General features: G+C 44.7%; 20 protein-coding genes. 15 read left to right on the top strand and 5 right to left on the bottom strand.

The window, feature by feature from the left end; translation table 11 throughout:
- Positions 1 to 111: 111 nt before the first annotated feature.
- From C1712_RS01560 to C1712_RS12525, 3 genes are all read left to right on the top strand, one after another.
- Entirely contained in the window at positions 112 to 3,540 is a 3,429-nt protein-coding gene (locus C1712_RS01560) for a SpaA isopeptide-forming pilin-related protein (protein ID WP_102266168.1), read from the top strand.
- Between the two features lie 190 nt (positions 3,541 to 3,730).
- The gene (feoB, locus tag C1712_RS01555; protein WP_102266167.1) at positions 3,731 to 6,064 is read left to right on the top strand and encodes a ferrous iron transport protein B; all 2,334 of its coding nucleotides are present in this window, start codon (positions 3,731 to 3,733) and stop codon (positions 6,062 to 6,064) included.
- 13 nt (positions 6,065 to 6,077) lie between these two features.
- Complete coding sequence (locus tag C1712_RS12525) at positions 6,078 to 6,218, top strand: FeoB-associated Cys-rich membrane protein (protein ID WP_146003294.1); 141 nt, start codon at positions 6,078 to 6,080, stop codon at positions 6,216 to 6,218.
- Positions 6,219 to 6,395: 177 nt separating this feature from the next.
- Here C1712_RS12525 and C1712_RS01550 read toward each other — a convergent pair whose 3' ends face one another.
- Positions 6,396 to 7,157 (bottom strand): YdcF family protein, encoded by a 762-nt coding sequence (locus tag C1712_RS01550; protein WP_245858034.1) that lies wholly within the window; start codon positions 7,155 to 7,157, stop codon positions 6,396 to 6,398.
- Between the two features lie 5 nt (positions 7,158 to 7,162).
- A complete protein-coding gene (locus C1712_RS01545; protein WP_102266164.1) occupies positions 7,163 to 9,547 on the bottom strand; it encodes an ATP-dependent DNA helicase in 2,385 nt (794 codons plus the stop codon).
- Between the two features lie 212 nt (positions 9,548 to 9,759).
- Here C1712_RS01545 and C1712_RS01540 point away from each other — a divergent pair, with 212 nt between their 5' ends.
- The 8 genes from C1712_RS01540 (at position 9,760) to C1712_RS01505 (ending at position 17,813) form a co-directional block, all read left to right on the top strand.
- Positions 9,760 to 10,719 (top strand): RluA family pseudouridine synthase, encoded by a 960-nt coding sequence (locus C1712_RS01540; protein ID WP_102266163.1) that lies wholly within the window; start codon positions 9,760 to 9,762, stop codon positions 10,717 to 10,719.
- Positions 10,720 to 10,993: 274 nt separating this feature from the next.
- Entirely contained in the window at positions 10,994 to 11,806 is an 813-nt protein-coding gene (locus tag C1712_RS01535; RefSeq protein WP_102266161.1) for a transketolase, read from the top strand.
- Positions 11,807 to 11,808: 2 nt separating this feature from the next.
- Positions 11,809 to 12,747 carry a transketolase family protein gene (locus C1712_RS01530; protein ID WP_102266160.1) on the top strand — a complete coding sequence of 313 codons (939 nt, stop codon included), beginning with the start codon at positions 11,809 to 11,811 and terminating at the stop codon, positions 12,745 to 12,747.
- A gap of 101 nt (positions 12,748 to 12,848) precedes the next feature.
- On the top strand, positions 12,849 to 14,195 hold the full coding sequence (locus tag C1712_RS01525; RefSeq protein ID WP_146003292.1) for a hypothetical protein: 1,347 nt from the start codon (positions 12,849 to 12,851) through the stop codon (positions 14,193 to 14,195).
- 124 nt (positions 14,196 to 14,319) lie between these two features.
- The gene (locus C1712_RS01520) at positions 14,320 to 14,589 is read left to right on the top strand and encodes an ACT domain-containing protein (protein WP_102266157.1); all 270 of its coding nucleotides are present in this window, start codon (positions 14,320 to 14,322) and stop codon (positions 14,587 to 14,589) included.
- Positions 14,590 to 14,600: 11 nt separating this feature from the next.
- Positions 14,601 to 15,959, top strand: coding sequence for a PFL family protein (locus tag C1712_RS01515; RefSeq protein ID WP_102266156.1), 1,359 nt, complete (start codon positions 14,601 to 14,603; stop codon positions 15,957 to 15,959).
- A gap of 196 nt (positions 15,960 to 16,155) precedes the next feature.
- The gene (locus C1712_RS01510; protein WP_102266155.1) at positions 16,156 to 16,878 is read left to right on the top strand and encodes an ABC transporter ATP-binding protein; all 723 of its coding nucleotides are present in this window, start codon (positions 16,156 to 16,158) and stop codon (positions 16,876 to 16,878) included.
- Positions 16,879 to 16,889: 11 nt separating this feature from the next.
- A complete protein-coding gene (locus tag C1712_RS01505) occupies positions 16,890 to 17,813 on the top strand; it encodes a SufB/SufD family protein (RefSeq protein WP_102266154.1) in 924 nt (307 codons plus the stop codon).
- Positions 17,814 to 17,993: 180 nt separating this feature from the next.
- Here the strand turns inward: C1712_RS01505 and C1712_RS01500 are convergent, their stop codons facing one another.
- Positions 17,994 to 19,196 (bottom strand): FprA family A-type flavoprotein, encoded by a 1,203-nt coding sequence (locus C1712_RS01500; RefSeq protein WP_102266152.1) that lies wholly within the window; start codon positions 19,194 to 19,196, stop codon positions 17,994 to 17,996.
- Positions 19,193 to 19,369 carry a hypothetical protein gene (locus C1712_RS12600; RefSeq protein ID WP_180963035.1) on the bottom strand — a complete coding sequence of 59 codons (177 nt, stop codon included), beginning with the start codon at positions 19,367 to 19,369 and terminating at the stop codon, positions 19,193 to 19,195. Before C1712_RS12600 ends, C1712_RS01500 begins: the two co-directional genes overlap by 4 nt.
- Positions 19,370 to 19,429: 60 nt before the next feature.
- Between C1712_RS12600 and nagA the strand changes: the two genes are divergently transcribed.
- The 4 genes from nagA to C1712_RS01480 are packed head-to-tail and all read left to right on the top strand — an operon-like array spanning position 19,430 to position 22,502.
- Positions 19,430 to 20,569 (top strand): N-acetylglucosamine-6-phosphate deacetylase, encoded by a 1,140-nt coding sequence (gene nagA / locus C1712_RS01495; RefSeq protein WP_102266151.1) that lies wholly within the window; start codon positions 19,430 to 19,432, stop codon positions 20,567 to 20,569.
- A 53-nt stretch (positions 20,570 to 20,622) separates the two neighbouring features.
- A complete protein-coding gene (locus C1712_RS01490; RefSeq protein WP_102266150.1) occupies positions 20,623 to 21,423 on the top strand; it encodes an HAD family hydrolase in 801 nt (266 codons plus the stop codon).
- Positions 21,410 to 21,985 (top strand): GrpB family protein, encoded by a 576-nt coding sequence (locus tag C1712_RS01485; protein WP_102266148.1) that lies wholly within the window; start codon positions 21,410 to 21,412, stop codon positions 21,983 to 21,985. The genes C1712_RS01490 and C1712_RS01485 overlap by 14 nt, the downstream gene beginning before the upstream one ends.
- Positions 21,986 to 22,037: 52 nt before the next feature.
- On the top strand, positions 22,038 to 22,502 hold the full coding sequence (locus C1712_RS01480; protein ID WP_102266146.1) for a helix-turn-helix transcriptional regulator: 465 nt from the start codon (positions 22,038 to 22,040) through the stop codon (positions 22,500 to 22,502).
- An 83-nt stretch (positions 22,503 to 22,585) separates the two neighbouring features.
- On the opposite strand, the gene C1712_RS01475 is transcribed toward C1712_RS01480, so the two are convergent.
- Positions 22,586 to 23,818: a Gfo/Idh/MocA family protein gene (locus C1712_RS01475; protein ID WP_102266144.1), complete on the bottom strand. Its 1,233-nt coding sequence runs from the start codon at positions 23,816 to 23,818 to the stop codon at positions 22,586 to 22,588.
- Between the last annotated feature and the right edge of the window lie 26 nt (positions 23,819 to 23,844).

Below are 23,844 nucleotides of genomic sequence, written 5' to 3'. Positions count from 1 at the left end.
ATACTATATTTAATAGGCAGTCTTATGGCTGCCTTTTCTACGTAGAAAAAATGAAAAAGTTTTAGGATTAAGAAAAGAAAGCACGAATAACAATGATGAGGAGGAAGAAATATGTATAAACTTAAGAAAAAAATATTCAGTATCATAAGTGTACTGCTTATGATCTTTACATGTTTTACACCAATCAGCACCAAAGCTGCTAATAACAATCAAGTCAGAACCGGTTACTATCCGGGATATACTTATCGCTTCACAATGTCAAATGGATTCCCGGCTTGGGGTGATGCTTTTTGGATGACGGCGAATGGAGAGGTTGCGTTTTGTGTGGATCCTACTACCCCATTTGCAGATGGGAATGATTATTCAGTAGAAGAATTTTCACATTCAGTAAAAGATCAGATGGAACAGATTGCATATTATGGGTGGTATAAACATAAAAATGATTCAGATTCTACTCATTGGCGTCTTACAACCCAATATATGATCTATGAGGCAATGGGACATACACCGGTATCCATTACCGGCTTTGACTACCCTACTTACAAAGCACAAGTACAAGCAGCAATCAATCGTCAAAACATTAAACCAAATTTTGATAATATAAATCCAGTAGTAAATGTTAATGAAAGTATTACCATTACCGATCTAAACGGTGTAATCTCTGACTTCGCAGAAGTAAGCAGTCAGAATGGCGTCAATGTTGTTCGCAACGGTAATTCCATTACGCTTACCCCAACTGATAGTGCTCCGGAAAATGTTACTCTAACATTTAACCGGATCGCTAAGGAATATTTGGGTACTACTATGGTTTATAGAAAATCAGGAGCACAAGACACCGCCGTATTTCATAAAATAGACCCATTATCAATTACATTGAAGTTACAGGTAAACAAAGAAGGATCTTTGAAGATCGCAAAACAGGATGAAGAAGGAAACTATGTGCCTAACACATCTTTCGCATTATCCTATAACAGCGATATGTCAGATCCGATCGGCACCTATAAAACAGGATCAGATGGTACCGTACAGATCGATGATCTGCTTCCTAAAGATCTCTATGTGCAGGAAACCAATGTCCCTGCTAATCTTGTCTTAGATAGTAAGATCTATAAGGTTACCATCATCGCAAATGATGTCGTTTCTTTCAATGCAAAAAATGCAATCCAAAAAGGTAATATCACATTGAAGAAACAAGATGCCGATACCGGAAGTACAGCACAAGGAGACGCTACCCTTGCAGGTGCCATCTATGGCCTCTATGCAAGAGAAAATATCGTCAATCCGATCTCCGGGAAGCTCTATCATGCAAAAGATACCCTCGTTGCACAAACAACGACCGATTCTTTAGGTAATACAGCAGGTTTTCTCAATCAAAACTTGGGCGCTTATTATATCCGAGAAATCCAAGCACCTACCGGCTATCAATTAGATCCAAACAAATACAATATAGATCTTACTTATGGCGGTCAAACAGTCAGCATCGTAACTCAGAATATGACCGTATCCGATCAAGTCATTACCGGTAAGATCGAAATTCATAAGTATTCCGATGAAGAAACCAGTGTATTGGAACCGGAACCTAATGCCGAGTTTACAGTCATCTTAAAGAAATATGTAGATCAATACGGATCTTTTGAGGAAGCATTAAAACATTTAGATACGTATTCTAAAAAAGAATATGCGATCTTAAAAACAGATAAAACCGGCTATGCCTCTTCAGGTGAATTGGCAGCCGGAGATTATGTCATGAGACAGACCAAGACACCGCATGTCGATCTGATCCCGATGGAAGGATCTGTGGAGTTTACGATCAGTACCCAAGATCAGTCTTTCCATTATGCCATCAAGAACGAATGGAAGAAAGCATATCTACGCTTGATCAAGCTGGATGCTGATACAGAAGAACCGATCACATTATCAAATGCTTCCTTTAAGATCTGGAACGTGAAGAAACAACAATATGTGAAACAGAAAGTAGGCGAAGATTGGATCGATACTTTCACAACCAATAAGAAAGGACAAGTAACGCTGCCATTGATGTTATTGGCAGGAGAGTATGAAGCAAGAGAGATCACCGCACCAAACGGATACCTGCTCAATACCGATCCGATCCCTTTCACAATCACAGGCAGTATCATGGAAGCAGATGATGACGGCGATCCACTCATTATCGTAAGAGTAAAAGATGAAAAGCCAACCGCAGAGATCCATATCGAGAAAGCAGACGAGGAAACAAAGGAGTTATTAAGCGGTGTGCAGTATCAGCTGAAAACGAAGTATGATATCATCGATCCACAGAACGGTAAAGTGATCCATCAAGCAGGAGATCCGGTATCGATGGATATTTCGGAAGACGGTTACTATATGACAAATGAATTAGGCGAAATCCATATCGTAGGCTTACCGCTTGGAACAGATGGAGCTTCTTATCTTTTACAGGAAACAAGAACACTGGATGGCTATGTCTTAGATGAAACGGTTTATGAGATCAAATTTGATTTGGAAGATGATCAGAAAGCAGTGTATGAAGTGCATAAACAATTCACGAACAAACAGACAGAAGTGCTTATTTCCAAAACCGATCTGACGACCGGAAAAGAGTTAGAGGGCGCAACCTTGCAGGTGCTAGATGAGAACGGAAAGGTAGTAGAAGAATGGGTCAGCACAGAGGAAGCACACCTGATCAAGGGATTAACAGTCGGAAAGGAATATACCTTAAAGGAAACGATCGCACCGTTTGGTTATATGTTAAGCGAGAAAGAGATCAAATTCACAGTAGCCAATACAACAGAAACACAGAAAGTAGAAATGACCAATGACTATACCAAAGTAGAGATCTTGAAAGTAGATGAGACAACCGGTAAGGCATTGGCAGGTGCAGATTTCATTTTGACAAGTGAAAAGACAAAGAATATCGTAGAACGCTGGACATCGACAGAGGAAGCGCATATGATCACGATGTTAGAACCGGGCATGTATCGCTTACATGAGGAAGCAGCACCTTATGGCTATCACTTAGCGGAAGATGTGATCTTCGAGGTAAAAGCCACCGGCGAGGTACAGGAAGTGGTAATGAAAGATGAACAGATCTTAACTGACATTCAAGTACAGAAAGTGGATGCACAGACAGATCAGCTCATTAGATCCAAAGACTTTGCATTCACGATGTACGAAGATGAAGATTGTAAGAAAGAAGTACGTACTGTTCATGCGGATCAGGAATCAGGAACTGCCACATTCACTGATTTGCCTTATGGAATTGTCTACATCAAGGAAACACAGGCGCCTATGGGATACTTATTATCGGATGAAGTGCTGAAGGTAGAGATCAATGAGGAAGGTGTGTTCTTCAATGACGAGCTTGTAGATCCTGATAAGGATATTTACAGTTATCGTTATCTAAATGAATTGGTACCTAGTGTTCCAACCGGAGATGATACAAACCAAGTTATGCTTTGGATGTTATTGTTTGGAGCCTTAGCAGGACTTAGCGCTACATTCTGCTATTTTAAGAACAGCAGCAATTCCTTATCAAAATAAAAATCAGAAAATAAAGTAAAATAATTACAAATTCCAGTATAGCTATTGCATGGAATCCTATTATTTGTTATGATTTCCCCTGTAAAAATAAAAACAACAGATCAAAAACGCAGTGTTTCAGCCTTGAAACACTGTAATTTCTGTGTTGTTAGTTAGTAACCGCTAACAAAAATAGAGAGGGTGAATACAGATGCGATTAAATGAATTAGCAATCGGACAGTCTGCCCAAATTGTATCGGTTGGAGGCAGCGGATCATTGCGCCAGCACTTTTTAGATATGGGGTTAATTCCGGGTATTGAAGTAAGTATCGTAAAATATGCGCCTATGGGTGATCCGATTGAATTAAAGATTCATGACTACGAATTGACGATTCGCATGGATGATGCGAAGCAGATCGAAGTAACAAAAGAATATGCCCATACACCAAAGCGATCGCTCTTGAAACAGCCTAATAAAATTCATCCTGGTTATGGTGAGGACGGGAAATATCATGATAAAAAACATGAACACCCCCTCCCTGAGGAAGAAGTGCTTACCTTCGCTTTAGTTGGTAATCAAAACTGCGGGAAAACGACCCTTTTCAATCAATTGACCGGCGCCAATCAACATGTTGGCAATTTTCCCGGCGTAACCGTCGATCGAAAAGACGGAAAAATAAAAGGGCACCCACACACATCCATTACCGATCTGCCTGGCATTTATTCCATGTCGCCTTACAGCAGTGAAGAAATCGTAACCCGTACCTTTTTATTAAAAGAGAAACCCAAAGGCATCATCAATATCATTGATGCCACTAATATTGAACGTAACCTGTACTTAACGATGCAGCTGCTGGAACTGGATATTCCTATGGTCATCGCCTTAAATATGATGGATGAACTTCGCAAAAACGACGGTTCAGTAAAAGTAAGCGAATTAGAACATTTACTAGGTGTTCCGGTCGTACCGATTTCAGCGGCAAAAAACGAGGGTGTCGATGAACTGGTTGCACATGCGATCCATGTAGCCAAATATCAGGAAAAACCAATGAAACAAGATTTTTGTGCACCGGACAGTCCGCTGCATCGAGGAATTCACGCCGTAATGGAACTCATTGAAAGCCATCACCAAGAACATGCAATACCGCTTCGTTTTGCGGCTACAAAGATCATCGAAGGCGATGCCAAGATCATCGAAATGTTACATTTGAGCGACCATGAAGTGCATATTTTAGAAGAAATTACACAGCAAATTGAAAAAGATGCAGAGCTGGATCGTTCCGCAGCCGTTGCGAAGATGCGCTTTGATTTCATTTTGGCAGTATGTGAAGCGACGATCGTGAAGCCGAAAGAGAGCGTAGAACGTCTGCGCAGCAAAAGGATCGATCATTTCTTGACCGGGAAATATACCGGTATTCCCTTATTCATTTTAATTATGGGGGCGATCTTCTGGCTGACCTTTCACTTGATCGGTGCTTTTTTTCAGGAAATATTAGAGACAGGCATTACTTCACTTACCGTATTGGTTGATGAGTGGATGAACAGTGCACAGGTCAATGAAGCTTTACATGCCTTGATCATTGACGGTATTTTCAGCGGTGTCGGCGGTGTACTTAGTTTTCTGCCGATCATCATAACCTTGTTTTTCTTCCTGTCGATCTTAGAAGACAGCGGTTATATGGCAAGAGTAGCATTTATCATGGATAAATTACTTCGTAAACTGGGATTATCCGGCCGCAGTATCGTGCCGATGCTCATTGGCTTCGGTTGTACGGTACCGGGAGTCATGGCGACCAGAACGCTTCCTTCCCAGCGTGACAGAAAAATTACCATTCTTTTGACACCGTTTATGAGCTGTACGGCAAAATTGCCGATTTATGCGTTTTTTACCGATGTATTTTTTCCAAAACATGCGGCGCTTGTAATGATTGCGCTATATGTATTAGGAATCGTCATGGGCATTATCATGGCGTTGGTATTCAAAAAGACGACATTCAAAGGAGAAGCGGTACCTTTTGTGATGGAACTGCCGAATTATCGACTGCCGGCAGCCAAAAATATCGCCCATTTGCTGTGGGATAAGTCAAAAGACTTTCTGCAGCGGGCATTTACCGTTATTTTTCTTGCGACGATCGCTATTTGGTTCTTACAGAATTTCGATTTGACCTTTAACATGGTCGATGATTCTCAGGACAGCATTTTGGCAAATGTAGCAGGAATGCTTGCGCCGCTGTTTGCACCGCTGGGATTTGGTGATTGGCGTATTGCAACGGCGCTGATTGCCGGTTTTTTGGCAAAAGAAAGTGTCGTATCCTCTTTAACGGTTTTATTTGGCAGCACCGATGTACTGCTGGCGACCTTCCAATCTGCGGCGGCCGCATCTTTGCTGGTATTTTGCTTATTATACACACCATGTGTTGCGGCAGTGGCTTCGATCAAAAGAGAGTTGAGCGGGAAATGGGCAATGGTCGTTGTGGTGGGGCAGTGCGTGATTGCATGGCTTGTTTCATGGATCGTTTATCTTTTCATGGGCTGGCTTGGATAGGAGGCTTTATAAAATGGCAACCGTTATAGTTTTGAGCTTATTGCTGCTTGGCATGATCGCGGCAATCACATCCATTAGAAAAAATAAAAAAGTACGACAGGGATGTAATGGAAGCTGTGGCTGCTGTACATCACATTGTCGCTTTTCCAAATGAAAGAGCCAGCGCATCCGATACGATGTTTATTAGATGAAGCAAAAGCAAAACAGGAGCAATACAGCTGATTCGAGCTGTCATTTTGCTCCTGTTTTATCTTATCAAAACGATACGAGAATGAGGAAAATGAGGCTTTCCTTTGACAGTCGCAGCGTGCAGGATGTCGGATCAGCCTTCTTATCGTTTTCTTTTCTTGCAGATCAAGAAAAAAAGATGGCACAGCAGTGTTTTCCACAAAGCAAAAAACTCCCTGACATAAAAATTAAAGGCAGTTGCCGTATGGACCGGTGATGCAAAGCATTCACAACGAAAGCCATGAAAAGCTCCGATCCGGGCCGCCCGGCACATATGAAAACGATTGGTAACAAGCAGGACATGCGGTGTTTGTTGGTTTAACAGCCTTTTGACAAAAGCAAAGTTTTCATCTGTGCTGCAAGAAACATCCTCCATTAAGATCATTTTCTCAGGCACACCCTGTGCAATACAGTAATCACGCATTGCCGCAGCCTCACTTCGCTCCTCATCCTTTCCCTGTCCACCGCTTACGATCATGGGAAGCGGACATTGCCGATATAAAGCGATTGCCCGATCTAAGCGCAGGCGCAGTGTCGTAGAAACCTCTCTGCCATTTAATCCTGCTCCCAGCACCATGATATAGTCGCCCTTTTTCTTGCCATCATGAAATCCATAGAAAAGGATCATTGCCTGTGTGAAAACAAACAGCAAGATGCCCATTAAGAAAACAATGCCGATCACATCTTGCCAAAGATCCGATACCTTGTTTTGATCACCACCGTTGTCCCACAGTATCGCAAAAAACAGCATTGCGATTCCCGATCCCAAAAAGAAAGACGCAAAAGCAATTCGACGATAACGGATCTTCATAAATAGATAGTAGGCGATCGAACTGCCGCCACCTAAAAACAAGAACCATTGCACCAAGGTCAATCTCCATTCCCCCGTTCTTTTTCTGTTCCCAGTTTATGCGCCGGCAGCTGCGAATCTGCCCAAAAACGCTTTAACTGCTTCATCAAGGCAATCGGTGAATGAACGACCTGATAATGACGGTAATGCGCCGGCAGCAAAGCGTTCCACTGCGGCAGGCGATAGCGATCATCGATGAGCAGCAGTAACCCTTGATCCTGTTCGCTGCGAATGACCCGCCCGCATGCCTGCAACACTTTGCTCATACCGGGGCAGATATAAGCATAGGTGAATCCCATCTCCATCGTATCATCAAAATATTCTTTCAGCAGTTCCTGCCGTTCATTTACCTGTGGAAGTCCGACCCCGACGATGATACAGCCGATCAGCGCATCGCTTTGTAGATCGATTCCTTCTCCATACATCCCGCCCAACACACAAAAGCCCAGTAAGGTCTTTTCTCGATTTTCCATGAACCGGGAAAGAAATGCTGTTTTTTCCGTTTCCGACATACCGCTTTCCTGCTTTAACAGAGGAATTTGCGGGTAGAGTTCTCGAAACAGATCATACAGTATCTGCAAATACTGATAACTTGGAAAAAAGACCATATAGTTGCCGGTTTTCATAGAAATGGCGCTGAAAATCAGTTCTGCGATCGCTGCGGAAGTGTGTAAACGGTCTTTATAGCGGGTGGAGATACGGTCTTGAATGGCGATGTGCAGATGTTCGGATGGGAAAGGGGAGCGCAGCATCAGCTTGCGGTTTTCATTATGCCCGACCAACAACTGCTCGAAATAAGAAACCGGTGTCAGCGTTGCGGAAAACAAGATCGTCGCACATACTTCATCCATGCGCTTTTTCAACAGAGAAGAAGGATCCAGACAAAAGATCTCATAAATAAAATCATCGTCTTCTTTTTCACTGAGATAGATGAAATGATCATCTGCCAGTTCCTGTATCCGCTTAAATGCCAGCAGTTCAAAGTAAAGTGTTGTAAAAGCGTCATCATTTGCCAACGGCGTTTCCTTCAAATAGTGTTCCCCCGGTTCGATTACCGCTTCATAGCTCGCCTGCAAGCTTTCCCTTATTTCCCATTCGCTATGAAAGCGGCCTTCCTGTTCCTGTTCCAGTTGTTCCATTTCCTCTTTGCATAAAGCAAGTGCTTTGCGCAGTTTGCGCTTTGCTTTTGGGACAGACGCATAAGCGCTCTGTATCATTTTTTTGCTAAGACGTTTGGTAAACATCATCCGGGCACGATCGACCAAATTATGCGCTTCATCCACCAGCAGCACGATCCGCTCCTTTTGTTCTTGAAAAAAGCGTTTCAAATAAACCTGCGGATCAAATACATAATTATAATCACCGATGATGACATCGCAATAAAGCGATAGATCCAGCGACAGTTCAAAAGGACATAACTGCCATGCTTTGCCAAAGGCGCGCAAGCCTTCTAATTCATAGTGATCCGACTGTGTCAATAGCGCATACATCGCTTCATGCAAACGATCATAATAGCCTTTCGCATAAGGACAGATTTCAGGATCACAGTTTTTTTCCTCCATCAGACAGCACTTGTCTTTGGCAGCGATCACGACGCTTTTGATCTGTAATCCCTGTGTGCGCATCTTATCCAAGGCATCCACTGCGACCTTTTGCGTAAGCGTCTTGGCGCTTACATAAAAAATACGGTCTGCCTTATCCTCTCCCAGTGCTTTCACAGCAGGAAACAGCGTAGAAATGGTCTTGCCGATCCCGGTCGGCGCTTGAGCAAACAGCACTTTTTGATCTAGGATGGTCTTGTAGGCCGCAACCGCCAGATCACGCTGTCCGCTTCGATACTGCGCAAAAGGAAATGTCAGCGTTTTGATCGAAATCTGCCGCGCCTGCTTATGCTGCTTCGCAAACAGCGCCCATTTTTGATATTGCTTTAATAAATCAAAGTAAAAAGTTTCCAGCTGCGCAAACGTAAAAGCTTTCTCAAATATCTTGGTGCGCGCTTCTGCCATTTGATAATAAGTCAAAGAGATCAAAATCGTATCGCGCGGATGCTTGACACAGTAAAAATAGGCATAGCATTTTGCCTGTGCCCAGTGTACCGGCATCCCGTCTTCCATAATTTCATCATAAGGCACATCTGTCGTTTTGATCTCATCAATGATGATCTCATCATTTCGATGAATGACACCATCAGCCCTGCCTTCCACCTCAAAGCAGATGTCGTCTAAGATCGTCGTATGACGAAATGCGACTTCTGCTTCATAATGGTCTTTGCTGCTTCTTTGCAATAAGCGATGGATCTTGGCCCCTTCCTGTGCTCTTTGCACATCATGAAAAGGACGAACGAGATCGCCGCACAAATATACAAACTCAACCAGTGTCCTGACGGAACAAGTGATCTTAAACATGGCTTTATTCTAACACATTTTCCGGCTTCTGTCAGAACCCATCGCAAGATCTGTCATGTCATCATTGTTTTTTTAATAGGATTGGGAAGCGGCTCACCGTTTGAACAATGATGCGGCAGCGTTTTCTTTATTGCCTTTTTTTGCAGAGTATGATAAATAAGTATAAGAAATGAGAACGAGAAAAAAGCAAAAGGGCAGATAAGAGGTGTGCTATGAAAGAATTGATCATTACCGCAAATGACGCAGATCAGCGTTTGGATAAATTTTTATTAAAAAGCATGGAGAAACTGCCGAAAAGCTTGCTTTATAAATCCATCCGCAATAAAAAGATCAAAGTGAACCGCAAACGCTGTGAAGCGGCGCAGCGTTTACAGATCGGTGATGTCGTACAGCTGTTTTTGCCGCCGGATGTGCTGGAAGAAACAAAGAACTATGACTTTTTGAACGCCCAGCCTCTTGATGATAAACAGATCGTTTATGAAGATTCGCACATCATCGTATTGAATAAAGCGAGCGGTGTTTTATGTCACAGCGAAAGCAAAGCAGATGAAGATACCTTGATCCAGCGTTTATGGCGCTATCTTTATGAAAAAAAGGTTTATGATCCGCAGGCGGAACAAAGCTTTCGCCCCGCTTTGGCCAATCGGATCGACCGCAATACCCAGGGCATTGTACTGGCTGCCAAAGATGCGGCGTCTTTACGGGCACTGAATGAGATCATTCGTCGTCATCGGCTGCGTAAGTTTTATCATTGTATCATCGAGGGCAGGATGAAACCGGAAGATACGCTGGTACTGTATCATCAAAAACAAAAAGAGATCAATAAAGCGACACTTTCCGCTGAAGCCGTAGAAGGCGCTAAAATGACCCGGACAAGCTATCGCGAACTGCAAAGCAATGGCCGTTATTCACTGTTGGAGGTGGAACTGCACAGCGGCAGATCCCATCAGATCCGTGCTGCTTTTGCGTATTATCAGCATCCATTATTGGGAGATGTCAAATACGGGGCGAAAAAACACCGTTATCCTTATCAGGCGTTATGCTCTTATCAAATTGCCTTTTTATCGCTGCATGATGATCCGCTCTTCGCACCGCTTGCATATCTGTCCGATCAGACGATCACGCTTCCACATTGTGAGATCGATGATCTGTATGACCGCTTGTCTTCCTGAAACAGGATGACATCCGTTAGCCTGAAGGGGCTGCATTGGCTGCTTTTTATAAAGAGAACGATCCTTTCATTCGTTTTGCCAAAGAAAGCGGGCAGGAACATTTTTTCACTGTGAAAGAGAAGGATCGGTAAAGAAAAAGCGCTGACAAAGAAAAAAATAAAGTGTTGAGAAAGCAAGGGAATTGTTTTTTGTATGACTGTCATCTGTTACAGTCATTTTTTTTGTGCTATAATCACATACAGAGTTAGAGTTGGAAAAGATCAGGAGGTATAAAATGGAAATCAAAGAATTGCAGGCACATGCGAAGCATATTCGCAGAAACATCGTCAAAACGGTTGCCGGCGCAAAAAGCGGACATCCGGGTGGATCTTTGTCAGCAGTGGAAATCTTGACGACGATCTATTTTACCCAGATGGACATTTCAAATGAAAATGTAAACAGTTTGGAACGGGACCGCTTTGTTTTATCAAAGGGACATGTAACACCGGCGCTGTATGCAGTGCTGGCAGAAAAAGGATTGATTCCCGAAAAGGAACTGGAAACCTTCCGCAAGATCAATTCTGATTTGCAGGGTCATCCTAACATGAATGATGTCGCGGCAGTCGATATGTCCACCGGTTCGCTGGGACAAGGCATTTCCGCAGCGGTCGGTATGGCTTTGTCCAACAAGCTGCACGGTCTGCCTTATCATGTGTATGCATTATTAGGCGATGGTGAGCTGCAGGAAGGACAGGTTTGGGAAGCAGCGATGGCTGCGGCGCATTATCATCTGGATCAGCTGCTGGCATTTGTCGATCATAATGGGTTACAGATCGATGGAAAAGTAGTCGATGTAATGAATCCGACGCCGATCGATGAGAAATTCAAGGCTTTCGGCTGGCATGTGCAGGTCGTGGATGGACATGATTTTGAAGCGCTGATCGAAGCGTGTGAAAAAGCAAAGGCAGTCAAAGGGCAGCCAAGCGTGATCATTGCCAAAACGATCAAAGGCAAAGGCGTTTCCTTTATGGAAAATCAGGCAAAATGGCACGGCACTGCCCCAAATGAAGAACAGCTTGCCCAGGCGCTTGCTGAGTTAGGAGAGTAAATATGGGATTAGCAACAAGAGAAGCATATGGAAAAGCATTGGCAGAAATCATTGAAAAAGATGATCATGTTGTGGTATTGGACGCAGATCTAAGCGGTTCGACAAAGACCAGCGAGGCAAGAGCAGTGCGTCCTGCTCAGCATTTTAACATGGGAATTGCGGAAGGCAATATGATGGGAGTAGCAGCCGGTTTGGCGGCGAGCGGCAATACCGTTTTCGCAAGCTCTTTTGCGATGTTTGCGGCCGGACGTGCTTATGAGCAGATCCGCAATTCGATCGGCTATCCGCATCTGAATGTCAAGATCTGCGCAACCCATGCGGGCATTACGGTCGGAGAAGATGGGGCAAGCCATCAGATGATCGAAGATTTGGCATTGATGCGGGCGATCCCGGGCATGTGCGTGGTCGTACCATGCGATGCGGCGGCGACCAAGGCTTTGCTTTATCGCGTATATGATTACAACGGTCCTTGTTATGTGCGTTTGGGACGCTCCGGTGTCGATGATGTGTATGGTGAGGACGCGGTGTTTGCATTAGGCAAAGGAAATGTCTTAAAGAAAGGCAAGAAGGTTGCGCTTGTGGCATGCGGGATGATGGTGCAGGAAGCGCTGCGGGCTGCCGCATTATTAAAAGCGCATGACATTGATGCGAGCGTAGTCGATATGTACAGCATCAAGCCGATCGATGAAGAACTGCTGATCGAACTGGCAAATGATCATGAATTATTTGTAACATGTGAGGAGCATACGGTGTATGGTGGTTTAGGCAGTGCGGTTGCCGAGGTGTTGGTCAAACATGCACCGCGTAAAGTGGCGATGGTCGGCATGCAGGATACCTTCGGGGAAAGCGGTACGCCGAAAGCGCTGTTAGAAAAATACGGTTTGACGGCGGAAGCGATCGTCGATACGGTGTTAGCGCATCATAAAGACGTGGGCAAATAGCGTCTGAATTTCTAACATTTTAGTAAGAAAGGCATGATCTATGCCTTTTTTTAACCGGTTTGTGATATGATATTAGCACAGTAAAGAGAGGTTAGATGCGAATGAAACGAAAGATCGCCGCTTATGGAAGCATTGTAGTCGCTTCTGTTTTATTGATCTTGCTTGTACTGAGCGTATGGGCGATTCAGGCAAAAGGCTATGTGTTTTTTCAAGACTATCTTCCTTATCTGATGATGGCGCTGATCGTGATTTTATATCTGGTCGGTTGGTTTTTATTGGTAGGAGATCCCGATCATAAAAAGAATCTGGTGATGCTGATCTTATTTGCTTTATTGATCTTGATGGGATTATATGGCACGCTGCGGATCAAGCGCTTGCAGAGCGTTGTGGCAAATGATACGCATACGCACAGCATCGTGCTGCGATACAGTCATAAAAAGAAACTGTTGGATCTTTATGAGCGCAAATATTTTCTATTGGCGGAAAAAATCAAAACGATCGAACAGGTGAAGTCGCTTGAGCGTCTGGAGTGGCTTGATGAGGACAGTGCGCTCTTGCGCTATGAGGATCAAAGCAATACGAAAAGGATCACGCCGATTTCTTTCCATCGACAAGAAAAAAGCGATGCCCAAAAGCAGAAACGGCTCTTATTAGAAAACTGGCATGATCAAAGCGATCAAGTCATGATGACCAGTGATGAAAAAGGCGTGGCGATCAAATGGAAAGATGTCAATGACTATTTTCTGATCGAGGAGAGCGTATGCGGAGAAGACGGTACGATCGTTTTGTATTATGCCGGCAATGCCAAATATATCTTGTTTCCAAACGCCGATCTGAAGCAGAGCAAAAGCGGTGCATGGAAAGCGGGCAGCGTACGGCTGGTGCGGATCGAAGATGAAGGCTATGACAGTATGACGCTTTTGCATAAAGATAAACAGGAAAGTGATGCGTCTAAAACTTCCAAGCGCTATGAGGAGCTGAAGGATCGCTATGGAAATTTAATGCAGCTGGAAATGCAGCAGCTTTTGTTGCGGGACCCGACCTTGACGACCTATGATGACAGCGGGGATTATTGGCAGGGGAAATTGCAGGGGACATATGCGGATCGCTTTGAAGTGGCTTTTCAGATGATGCGGCGCATCCGCGATAATCAGCTGCGTATGGAACAGGAAACCTGTTATGAGGAGATCCACATCCATCAGATGATCTTGCTTGGAGGAAGCGACAGCGATTATCTGATCCGGCTGAGCGGCACAAGGAAATCAGCGTGTGTCGAGCAGGAAATGTTTGAGGAAAGCTATCGCATCATGAAGGGCGATCAGGCATATTTAGGCAGACAGATCAATTATGATATAAACGGCGCTTATGGCCTTTCCCTTGATGAAACGCCTACGGTCGTAATTCGCGATGATCATTACACATATGGAAAAGAGCAGACAAAGCAGTGATCTTTGTCTGTTTTAGCTTGCTTTTTTTGGTTTGAACAGTCGTTGTCAAGGGGGTGGAAACAGGATATAATGATAACGATCAAAACGATTCCTTTGCATAAAGGAGTGGAACAGGAGGAAAAAAATGAGGGCGGTAATCAGTGTGATCGGCAAGGATATGGTAGGAATTTTGGCAAAGGTAAGCGGAGAATGTGAAAAAGCCAATATGAATGTGATCGAAGTATCGCAGACGATCTTGCAGGATATGTTTGCGATGATCATGTTAGTGGATATTGAAAACAGCAATGTGCCGTTTGCTTCTTTTGTAGAACATATGGAGCGCTATGGCGAACAGATACAGGTAAAGATCCATGTGATGCATGAAACGATCTTTCAGGCGATGCATCGTATTTAAGGAGGGAAACGATGTTTACTACCAATGAGATATTAGAAACGATCAAAATGATCGATGAGGACTGTTTAGATGTTCGTACCATTACGATGGGGATTTCTTTGATCGACTGCATGGATGAGAATATTGATCGTTCCTGTGAGAAGATCTATCGTAAAATTACCCGGCTGGCAAAAGATCTGGTAAAGGTAGGGGAAGCGATCGAAAAAGAATATGGCATTCCGATCATCAATAAACGGATTTCGGTAACACCGATCGCGATGCTGGTAGGTGCATCAGGCGGTGATCCGCTGCAATATGCTTTGACGCTGGATCGCTGTGCCAAAGAAGTCGGTGTGAATTTTATCGGCGGTTATTCGGCTTTGGTGCAGAAAGGTTTCTCTGCAGGCGATGAGGCTTTGATCGCTTCGATTCCCAAGGCATTGGCTGTTACGCAGCGCGTCTGTGCATCGGTCAATATCGGTTCTACGAAAGCGGGCATTCATATGGACGCAGTCAAAAAAATGGGGGAGATCGTTTTGGAATGCGCCCGTTTGAGCGCTGATGACAACTGTATCGGCGCTGCCAAGCTGGTGGTGTTCTGCAATGCACCGGAGGATAATCCGTTTATGGCCGGTGCATTCCATGGAGTAGGGGAGGCGGATTGTGTCATCAATGTCGGGGTATCCGGCCCCGGTGTGGTACGAGCGGCGTTAGCTAAAGCAGATCCATCTTTGCCAATGCACGAATTAGCGGAGATCATTAAAAAGACAGCGTTTAAGATCACCCGCATGGGACAGATGGTCGGCACCTTGGCAAGCGAGCGGCTGGGTGTGCCTTTTGGCATCGTCGATCTTTCCTTGGCACCGACGCCGGCAATCGGTGATTCCGTCGCGCATATACTGGAAGAGATGGGTTTGCGCCACTGTGGCGCTTATGGAACGACCGCATGTCTGGCGATGCTCAATGATGCGGTCAAAAAAGGCGGCGTGATGGCAAGCTCGTCAGTCGGCGGCTTATCCGGCGCGTTTATTCCGGTATCGGAGGATGCGGGGATGATCGATGCGGTAAAAGCCGGGCATCTTTGTTTGGAAAAATTAGAAGCGATGACTGCCGTTTGTTCAGTGGGATTAGATATGATCGTCGTACCGGGCGATACGAGCGCAACGATCATTTCCGGAATCATTGCCGATGAAGCGGCAATCGGCATGGTAAACAGCAAAACGACTGCCGTACGCATCATCCCTGCGATCGATCGCAAAGCCGGTGAAGAACTGGAATTCGGCGGTTTGCTTGGAAGCGGCGTGATCATGGAAATCAATCAGGCGGAATGTGCGGACATGATCAACCGCGGCGGGCGGATCCCCGCTCCGCTGCAGAGCTTGAAAAATTAACGGAGCATTTGTTGTAGATAATGCTTATAAGAACGTCCTTTTCCAAATCCAAGCGGCGTTCTTTTTTGTTGCCGGCACATGTAAAAACAGAAAGATGAAAGCAGGGGTTTAGGATGGATAAAAAAATAATCGTTTTCTTTTTTATTTCTTTTGTTTTGTGGTACAATAACGGCGGTAAAAGAAAGGATGAGCATTCATGTTAGAATTAAGGCATGTATCATTTCAAGTTACAGATAACAAAGCATGTCAAGAGATCATCAAAGATCTGAGCATGTGTATCGAAGATGATAAATTTGTGGTCATTACCGGTCCTAACGGCGGTGGAAAATCAACGCTTGCGAAGCTGATCATGGGAATTGAAAAGCCGACCGGCGGACAGATCTTATGGAATGGGATAGATATTACCGATATGAGCATTGCCAAGCGGGCAAAATTACAGATCGGCTATGCGTTTCAGCAGCCGCCTCGTTTTAAGGGCTTAAAGGTAAAAGATCTTTTGTCGATTGCGCACGGCAGTGAGCTTGCGGAAGAAAAGTGCTGTTCTTATCTGACGGATGTCGGTCTTTGTTCAAAAGATTATCTGGATCGGGATGTAGACGCTTCCTTGTCCGGCGGTGAAGTAAAGCGGATCGAGATCGCTTCTCTGCTTGCCCGTCAGGATCTGAAACTGGCGATCTTTGATGAACCGGAAGCGGGCATTGATTTATGGAGTTTTGCGAAACTGGTAGAAACCTTCCAGAAGCTGAAGGAACAAAGCTTAAAAAGCATCATTTTGATCTCTCATCAGGAACGGATCATGGAACTGGCTGATGAAATCATCGTCATCGACAACGGCAAAGTAAAAGAACGCGGTTCTAAAGCGGAAATCCTGCCGCATTTGATGGAACAGTTTTCTGATAACTGCGCGTTTAAGAAATAGAGGTGAACGGTATGCAGAATGAAATGGAGAAAAACTTATTAAAGAAGATCGCCGGCATCAGCGGTTTCTCGTTAGGCAGCGCCTTTAATTTAAGAGCCAACGGGGTCGGGGTCGAACGTCATTCCACCGATCAGGTCAAGATCGTATCTAAGGTGGATAAGCCGGGCATTGATATTTATGTAAAAGCAAACAGCAAAGGTGAACAGGTACATATTCCGGTAATCGTTACCGATACCGGGGTAAATGATCTGGTCTACAATGATTTTTATATCGGTGAAGGCGCACAGGTGGAGATCATTGCCGGATGCGGTATCCATAATGACGGCTGTAATCCATCTCAGCATGATGGGATCCATACGTTTCATATCAGAAAAAATGCCAATGTCATATATAGTGAAAAGCACTATGGAGAAGGAAACGGCAGCGGCGAGCGTATTTTGAATCCGACTACGATCGTTTATATGGAAGAAAACGCGGTTTGTCAGATGGATACGGTGCAGATCAAAGGGGTTGATTCTACGGTACGGAAAATGGATGCTTATGTCGGCGCCAATGCCAAACTGATCGTGAATGAGAAGCTGATGACGCATGGGGTACAAACCGCGCACAGTGATGTAACGGTCAATCTCAACGGAGCAGACAGCAGTGTGCAGATCGTATCCCGTTCTGTGGGGAAAGACAATTCGGTACAGGTATTTCATCCGATCGCAGTCGGCAATACCAAGTGCCGCGCCCATATCCAGTGTGATTCTATTTTGATGGGACAGGCAAAGATCAGTTCTATCCCGGAAATTGCGGCGAATCACGTTGATGCCCAGATCATTCATGAAGCGGCGATCGGCAAGATCAACTCTGATCAGCTGATCAAGCTGCAGACGCTGGGATTGGATGAAGAAGCAGCGGAAAAAGTCATCATTGACGGCTTTCTGAAATAAAGAATTGATACAGCAGGTTGTAAGAAAAGCGATATCGGCTTACGATCTGCTTTTCTTATTTCCAAGAAAGGCTTGTGCACCATCATGAAGCAGCCATATCCAGTCCTTTCCATAAACATAATAAAAAAGAATGGAAAGAAACAGCCTTGTGTCATACTTCCATTCTTTTATGCGTGTGTTTTACTGCGGCATTGCCTTGATTTCTGCTGCTAATGCTTCCCCTAGTTGTTCCAGTGTGGCAAGGTCTTGTTCAGATGGCGTATAACAAATGCTTTGCGCTTCCCCAAACAAAGCGATGCCGGCCTCCTGTAAACGGGTATTGATCTGTGCGGGGATCATCTTGAACCAGCCGTAAGAGCCAAAGCCAAGGCCTTTTTTCTTTTGGAACTTAAAAGCTTTTAATTGTTCTAAGAACCCGGCTATTTCCGCTGCCATCAAATTATTGTAGCAGCCGCTTCCCACCAGCACCGCTTTCGCGTCTAACAGTTCTTTCATGATGATCGAGCGATCTGTTTTCGAATACTGATAGATCTTTACATCAATGCCGCTTCTGCCTAATCCTTCAGCAAGTGCTTCCGCCATCGCCTGGGTGTGATGCCAAACGCTCTCATAAACGATCACCGCCTTATCTTTGCTTTGATAAGTGGCAAATTCCATATAGGCGTTTAACAATTCTTTGATATAGCGATGCCAGATGATTCCGTGAGAAGGCGCGATATGAGTGATTTCCAGATTCAGTGCCGCAATTTCTTTTAATTTGTTTTCCACCTGTTTGCCATAAGGCATGACGATATTGGCAAAATAGTCCTTTGCCTGTGATAACAGATAAGAACATGCATGTGCATCATCTAACAGCTGATAGCTGACGATGTGCTGGCCGAAGGCGTCATTAGAAAACAGTACCTGCGCTTCTTTTACGTAGGTCATCATATTGTCCGGCCAATGGATCATCGGCATTTCAATGAAAGAAAGCGTATAGCGCCCGGTACAAAGCGTATCATGGCTTTTTACTTTCTGATAGCCATGATCTTGGAAATACTGCTGCATCATGCTGGTAACACCGGCATTGGAACAATATGCTTTGGCATCAGGATAATGCCGCTTTACTTCTAAAAAGCCGCTGGAATGATCCGGTTCGCCATGCTGCACGATGATATGATCGATCTTGCGATCACCGATCACCGAACGGATCCGTTCTAATAAGATCGGCGTAAATTCTGCCTCTACTGTATCGATCAAGGTGATCTCATCGTCCACGATCAGATAAGCATTATAGCTTGCCCCCTCCTTGATCGGGAATAAAGCGCCGTGAAACTGCCGCAGCTGGAAGTCATGTACGCCTACCCAATAAATATCCTTTTTGATTTGAATCGCTTGTTTCATTTTTCCACTGCTCCTTTACTTGCTTCCATAACCATATTACTATACCATATTTCCGGATAATGATAAATGAATATGCCTGAAAAAGCGAAGGAATAGGCATCGCTCATAAAAGAATAGACAAATGCTTTGCCTTCATGAAAAAGCGTGATCTTTTCCGATCGTATTCTTTGCATATTGATGAAATTAGGGTATAATAAAACTATCTAAAACGCATACAAGGAGGGCGAATAATCATGATTATACAAAGTAAGCGTGTATGGGTGCTGGGCCATTTTATGGAAGCACAGTTAGAGGTAGAAAACGGAAAGATCCAAAAAGTACTGGGTTATAATGAGAAAGCGGTGGATGTCGATTATGGCGATAAGCGCATCGTTCCGGGATTCATTGACATTCATACGCATGGGGCATATGGGTTCGATACCAATGACGCTGAGCCGCAGGGCTTACGCAACTGGATGAAGCATATCCCGGAAGAAGGGGTAACCGGTATTTGTCCGACGACGATCACGCAGTCGGAAGAAGTATTGACCAAGGCGCTGAAAAATGTTGCGAATGTCGTGGAAGAAGGCTATGAAGGCGCGGAGATCCTGGGAATCCATTTTGAAGGACCTTATCTGGATATGGTGTATAAAGGCGCACAGCCGGAACAGTATATCTGCAAAGGTACGATCGAACAGTTTGAACGCTATCAGAAAGCGGCGAACGGTTTGATCAAGGTCATTACGATGGCAACGGAAACCGATGAGGATCTCTCTTTTGTCCGTTATCTGGCTGATCATGATGTGGTTGTAAGCATGGGGCATTCAGCCGCAACTTTCGATCAGGCAAGCATGGCGATCGCCAATGGGGCAAGATCGATGACGCATATTTTTAACGGTATGACCGCATTTAATCACCGCAATCCGGGCTTGGTCGGTGCGGCGATGCGTTTCCGTGATACGTTTGGTGAAGTGATCTGCGATGGCAATCATTCTACACCGGATGCCTTAAATAACCTGTTCATGGCAAAGGGCCGTGATTATACGGTCATGGTAACCGATGCCTTGATGGTAAAGGGACTGCCGGTCGGCACAAAGGTGCTGTTTGGCGGCAATGAGATCGAGCTTTATCCGGATGGCAGTGCGCATCTGACTTCTACTAAGGGCTTGGCCGGTTCTACCTTGAAAGTCAATGAAGGCTTAAAGGTACTGGTAGAAAAAGCGTTGGTGCCTTGGGATTATGCGATCAATGCCTGCACGATCAATCCGGCTCGTTTATTGAAGGTCGATGATCGAAAAGGCAAATTGGTAGCAGGCTATGATGCGGATATTGTCGTATTAAACGATGATTACAGCGTTGCCCAAACCTATTGCAAAGGCAAAGCATGCCTGTAAAAAAGATGCAGGGTTTCACATGGTGAAGCCCTGTTTTTGAGAGGAGTTAAAATATGAAACAGCCAAAAGCATTTTTCTTTGATCTAGATGGGACATCTTATTATCATAAATATCATGATGTGATGCCTTCTACCTTGCAAGCATGGAAAGTGCTGCAGAAGAAAGGATATCGAGTGGCGATCGCAACGAGCAGATGCTTAAAGGAAATGGAGAATTTTCGTAAAGAAGTGCGCGCTTTTCCATTTGATGCGGTAATCAGTGATGGCGGCGCATTGATTAGTGAGCGGGGTAAGGTGATCCATCGATTGCCGATCAGCAGGCAAAGCATGCACTTTCTGCAAGAATACTGTGCAGAACATGAAATCGTCTTTCGCTATTCCACGCAAAACGGCGATTATTTCTCAATGCCATGTGCGCAGGAAATCAAGGCAGTTTACTTCAAGCTGTATTTGAATGTGCCGCAGGTCAAAGCATATGCGCAAGAAGATGAGGTTTACAATGTCTTGTTATATGTGCCGGATGAACAGGCAAGAAAGGATCTGATGGCAGGGCTTGCGGACTGTGCTTTTACTGATCACAAAAGTGTTTTGGAAGTAACCGATCAAAAAGCCAATAAGATTACCGGCATTGAATGGCTATGTGCATACTGGGGCATGGATATGGAAGAAACGATGGCCTTTGGCGATGGGTTCAATGATGTGGAAATGATCAAACGTGCGGGGATCGGCGTCGCGATGGGAAATGGCGAAGCGAACTGTAAGGAGGTCGCAGATCGTGTGTGTGATCGCATCGAGCAGGACGGGATCGCAAAATTACTGAAGGAACTGGAGATCTTAGCAGATGAAGCGGGATGAGGTGCTGGTAGTTCCTTATGATTCGCGCTGGGCAAGCGCCTATGCAGAAGAAGCCGAAAAGATTGCAAAGGCTTTGGGAGAACCACTGCTTGCGATCCATCATATCGGCAGCACCGCAGTGCCTTCTTTAAGCGCAAAGCCGATCATTGACATCATGGGGATCGTAACCGATTTGGCGGAAGTAGACCGGCGGAAAGACGCCTTGCTTGCGCTTGGCTATGAATATATGGGAGAGTTCGGTATAGCGGGCAGACGCTATTTACGAAAAAGAATCGGGAATAAACGTACCCATCATGTTCATATCTTTCAAAAGGATGATCGCTTTTCGATCGAGCGGCATCTGGCAGTACGTGATTATTTGCGCGCACATGAGGATGAAGCAAAGCGCTATGCCGCATTAAAACAAGCCTTGGCAGTGCGTTATCCCAATGATCTGGGCGCATATTGCGATGGGAAAGATGCTTTTATGAAAGAACTGGAAAAGAAAGCGCTGAAATGGCAACAAGCGCAGAAGATGAAAAATGAACAGAAAACGGGCGAAAATGACAGCGATACTTGGTAGTGCTTCCTTTTTTTATCAGATATAATAAAGATGATCGTAAGGAGGGATATTGATGCGTTTAGGTAATCGTTTGTTTCAGGCGCGTAAAAAAAGCGGGCTTTCGCAGGAGGATGTAGCGGAAAAATTAGGTGTGAGCCGTCAAACTGTATCGAAATGGGAAAGTGATGAAACCCTGCCAGATATTCGTCAGTCAAAGCGCATGGCGATGCTTTATCATGTAACCTTAGATGAACTGATCGAGTTTGATATGGATGTCAAAGAAATCGAACAAGTCATTTTGACAAGTGATGAAAAGATCAATGACAAGATCGACTGGACAAAGGCATGGGGCAAGAAATATCCGATTTTACTGCGTTATCAGGAAGAAGTCAATATTGCCAAGTATGCGGAAGCGTTAAGCGTGATGCTGGATGAATTGAAGAAGGATCACGGTTACAGTGAATTAGACGCTATGCTGGTGTTGAAAGACATATTGGCGAATACTTGGAAAAAGCGCCGTTCTTCATCAAAAAAATAAAACAGGATAAAAAAAGCAGAGTACGATCACTTAGGAAAAGTGAAGCGCTCTGCTTTTTTATAAAGAAAGCTGATCGACGAAGCTTAAAAATAAATCGTCTTGCCTTCCTGTAATCTTGATTCTTCTGCCGCAAATGCCATCAGATGCGATTGGAGCGAGCGATTGGCGCTGGAGATCACATCGTGGTCTTTATCTTGCAGCACCTTGATAAATTCTTCCATGATCCCGCTGTCGCCGCCGTTATGGCCGCCTGCAACCTTGGCTACGCGGTACGTTTCTTTTTTCACTTCTTCAAAGCCGTTGGAAACAAATGACTGATAAACGACTTCACCGGCTGCGTCATTGCCGCTGACCATTCCTTTGGTACCCATGATCTTGATCGTGCGGCAGATCTGATTGGTGAATGCGGACAAATTAAAGGTTGCACTGACCCCGTTTTCAAATTCGATCAGGGTTGCCTGATGATCGCATACATTGTTGTCACAGTGGAACACACATCGCCCATATGGTCCCTGCCGCAATGCCTCCATGACTGCTGTTTCACTTTGTTCGTTGCTGATGACGGTTGTCGGCCAAGTGCCGATACAAGGCAGATACGCCTTTCTGGCATCGAAGATGCAATCTACCTTGCAGTCTACGCAACGCTTTGCGCTTCCCTTTGGCGCATGTTCTTCATTGAAGTACGCCAATGCGCCGACGCTGGAAATGCTTTTCACCTTACTGTCTACCAAATAAGTCAAGATATCCAGATCATGACAGCTTTTCTGCAAGATGATCGAACTGGTTTCATCGCTGTTGCGCCAGTTGCCGCGTACAAAGCTGTGGGCCATGTGATAGATGCCGACATTTTCATTGTGCTGGATCGATACGATGTCCCCGATTTTTCCACTGTCGATGATTTCTTTGATCTTGCGAAAGAACGTCGTATAACGCAGCACATGACAGATCATTAACAGTCTGCCGCAGGCATTCGCTTTTTCTACCATCGCAATGCATTCTTCTTTTTTCGGTGAGATCGGTTTTTCCAATAAAATATCATATCCCAGATCCAACGCCTTCATCGTATAGGTGTAGTGCGTTTCATCCATTGTCGCTAAGATCAGTGCGTCGGCCAATTTTCCTTTGGCAAAAAAGGCATCTGCATCCGCAAACACATTTTCTTCACTGATGCCGTGCATTTCTTTCATACGGCTGCGTCGGTAATCATCAATTTCACAGACTGCGACGATCTTTACCTGATCCGCATACTTTTTCAAATAATCGCTGTAAGCATACTGTCCGCGCTGCCCGGCGCCTAATACTGCTATCGTTTTCATTCTTATCCCTCATCTTTCTGTTTCTT

It is taken from the genome of Massilicoli timonensis, from assembly GCF_900199515.1.
GTDB classification, from domain to species: Bacteria; Bacillota_I; Bacilli_A; order Erysipelotrichales; family Erysipelotrichaceae; genus Massilicoli; species Massilicoli timonensis.
The sequence above is the reverse complement of the archived record's forward strand: the minus strand, read 5'-3'. Positions and strand labels throughout refer to the sequence as shown.